The following is a 3,362-nucleotide window of genomic DNA, read 5'->3' as shown; positions in this document are numbered from 1 at the left end:
CTTGCCAGTATCGGGCTGATCGGTCTTGGGGTTGTTGGCCTGCATCTTGCAGAACAAAGCACAAAAGGAGTGATAGGATGAACACCTTAAAAACAATTAACGATTATCTGCACAGCTATCGAGTGGAAGGGCGTTTGGTAAGAGAAGTCCTACAAAATTGTCTTGATTTATCAAACTCTTTTGATGATAAGAATATATGGATCACCAAAGCGGACGCGACATTTTTAGAACCCTATTTTTTACGATTGGAACAATGCGATCCTTCTTCATTGCCGCTTTACGGTGTACCCTTTGCGGTAAAAGACAATATCGATGTCGCAGGATTACCGACAACCGCCGGATGTGCCGAATTTTCTTACATCCCAACTGAGCATGCGTTTGTCGTTGAGCAGTTGATCAATGCGGGTGCTATTCCCATCGGAAAGACAAATATGGATCAGTTTGCCTCAGGACTAGTGGGTACTCGTAGCCCTTACGGGGAGGGGATTAACCTTTTTGATCCCCAGTACATTTCGGGGGGATCGAGTTCGGGTTCCGCATTGGCGGTGACGGCTGCACTTGTCCCTTTTTCATTGGGGACCGATACGGCAGGATCGGGGCGTGTTCCCGCATCGTTTGGAAATATTGTAGGATTGAAACCGACACGGGGGGCTCTTAGTATCCGAGGTGTTGTCCCTGCGTGCAAGAGTCTTGACTGCGTCGCTATTTTCGCACAAAACTGTGACGATGCACAGCGTGTTTATGATGTATGCAGTAGCTATGATGCGGAAGATTCTTATTCGCGTCCGAAAAGCTGTGTCAATACATTTGGAGGGACGTTTCGCTTCGGTGTTCCCCGTAGTAATCAGTTGGAGTTTTTTGGAAACAGCGCGTATGAAGCCCTCTTTTGGGAAAGTGTTGAAAAGTTAGAACTATTAGGGGGTTTACGTCAGGAAATTGATTTTACCTCTTTTATGGAGACGGCAAAACTGCTCTATCACGGGCCATGGATTGCGGAACGCTACTGCGGGATCAAAGAGTTTGCTATGACACAAAGCGATGCAATGCTTGAGGTGACTCGCGGGATTGTCCTCTCGGGATTTAAGCCTACGGCAATGGATGCTTTTGAGGGATTCTATCGTCTCTCCGAGCTCAAGCGCAAGAGTGAAGAGATTATGGGTCAGATTGACTTGTTGCTCACTCCGACGGCAGGAACCATCTACACTCGGGATGAAGTCCGTAACAATCCGCTTGCGCTTAATACCAATTTGGGGTATTACACCAACTTTATGAACTTGCTGGACTTATCCGCATGTGCGGTTCCTGCCGGATTTACTCCTGAGGGGCTTCCATTTGGCGTGACACTGGCTGCATCTTCGTGGAATGAACCTTCGCTCTTGGGTGTCGGCGCAAAGATGCAATCTATTTCGAGATACAAAAGCGGTCTTATTGAACCAAGTGCACCTGAAACCGTCGTGTTGGCCGTCTGCGGTGCACACATGTCGGTACTTCCTCTTAACCATGAATTGACAAGCAGAGGTGCTGTGTTAATAGAAAAATCTTTTACAGCACCTTTGTACCGATTTTATGCACTCGAAAGTTTTATGCCGCCTCGTCCCGGGCTTGTACAAGTAAACGAGGAGGGCGGATCCATTGCGGTTGAACTTTGGAAGATACCTATTGAGCAGTTTGGTTCGTTTTTCAACGGAGTTCCTTCCCCATTGGCATTAGGGAGTTTGACTTTGATTGACGGGAAAATTGTTAAAGGATTTTTGTGTGAAAACTATGCGGTAGAGGGTGCAAAAGAGATTACCCAATTAGGCGGATGGCGAAATTATTTGTTAGGTAATAGCCTTTAGAGGCTCGCAGTTTAAAATGAATTAGACATTTTCCCAATCAGGGAAAATATAGCTATTTATACCGCTCCAAAAGTGAGTTTCCCCTGCGCTGTTTGGAATGATTTGATCTCCTCATACGTTTTATCAGCGATACGTAGGGTGGTACGTTTCATCTCATCACACACCGCGTCAATTTTTTCTTTGTCCGACATCTTTTTCAAATCTCCTTTAGAAAGATCCGCAAGGTCAAGTAAATCGTTCCATACAGAACTCTCATCGAGAGCGTACGCATAAAAAGTGATCCCTTCATAGACGAATTTCCCTTTGCTATCGATGTCAGAAATGAAGAGTAAATATTTTCCGTCAGGACTAAAGTAATCTTTGTATTTTGCAAAAAATCGTTCAAAATTATTGATGGTTTGGAGTTCGCATGCCAAGAAGTCGATAGTATCGCTGTTGGTCGCCATCAGGACTTGTTTTACGATCTCTTTAGGCGGAAGGCTTTTATCGGCAGTGATTACTTTTCCCTCTATGACGACGAGGCAGCCGCGATACGCGTATTTATAAGAATCAGTTGGATCGTTATAAACGATCATCCATTCGAGATTATTTTGGGCAATGTAGTCTTGGATTGACATGGGAGTTCCTTTAGGTTTGTATAAAACTCTCAATACAATTGTTGTTCTATGTTATTCGTACAATAATTGCACCATTTGACTATAAATAGATTGCTTCGTCGTTATCTCCTCACAATGGCAGTCATTGCGAGCGAAGCGTGGCAATCCATGTGATAAAGGAAATAGCATGAACCCTCAGAGTGCCAAACGCTCCCTCGCCCATCTGTGCGAACGTAAAGTCCCCGTCTTTTTATGGGGACCTCCGGGAATCGGTAAATCTTCTATTGTCGCTCAAATTGCACGTGAGCAAGGGATCGGCTTTATTGACCTGCGTCTTTCGTTACTTGACCCGACCGATTTGCGCGGTATCCCGTTCTTTAACGCCAAAAATGACACGGCGATCTGGGCACCTCCGGCATTTTTACCCGATGGTCGTGAGGAGAGGGGGATATTGTTTCTCGATGAGCTAAACACTGCTGCCCCGATGGTTCAGGCATCTGCCTATCAGTTAATATTAGACCGTAAAATCGGCGAATACCGACTGCCCGATGGCTGGGCGATTATCGCTGCAGGGAACCGTGAGAGCGATCGCGGCGTCGTGTTTCGCATGGCGGCACCGCTGGCAAACCGTTTTGTCCATCTGGAGATGGAAGCCAATGTCGAAGATTGGCGAAACTGGGCGATAAAGGCTGAACTAGACCCCTCTATCATCGCCTACATCTCCCATCGTCCCGATGCACTGTTTGTTTTTAATTCTGAAAGCCGATCGTTTGCGACACCGCGTACGTGGGCGTATGTGAACGATATTATGGCATCACAACCCGAAGAGGATTTGGTAATGCCGATGGTCTCAGGGGCAATCGGTGAAGAGCTGGCGGCATCGTATCTTGGATTTCGGATGGTAGCATCGCAATTGCCGGATTTGGAT

At 46.3% G+C, this 3,362-nt stretch carries 3 protein-coding genes; 2 read left to right on the top strand and 1 reads right to left on the bottom strand.

Annotated elements, in window-relative coordinates; translation table 11 throughout:
* Positions 1–77: 77 nt before the first annotated feature.
* Positions 78–1,838: an allophanate hydrolase gene (atzF, locus tag M0P91_RS15025; protein WP_295069295.1), complete on the top strand. Its 1,761-nt coding sequence runs from the start codon at positions 78–80 to the stop codon at positions 1,836–1,838.
* A gap of 56 nt (positions 1,839–1,894) precedes the next feature.
* Here the strand turns inward: atzF and M0P91_RS15020 are convergent, their stop codons facing one another.
* Entirely contained in the window at positions 1,895–2,455 is a 561-nt protein-coding gene (locus M0P91_RS15020) for a hypothetical protein (protein WP_295069293.1), read from the bottom strand.
* Between the two features lie 166 nt (positions 2,456–2,621).
* On the opposite strand from M0P91_RS15020, the gene M0P91_RS15015 reads away from it, so the two are divergent.
* Positions 2,622–3,362 (top strand): MoxR family ATPase (locus M0P91_RS15015; protein WP_295069290.1); only part of this gene is annotated, 741 nt, incomplete at its 3' end.

This window comes from Sulfuricurvum sp. (genome assembly GCF_023229695.1).
Lineage (GTDB): Bacteria > Campylobacterota > Campylobacteria > Campylobacterales > Sulfurimonadaceae > Sulfuricurvum.
This window is presented reverse-complemented; position numbering and strand designations above follow the sequence as displayed.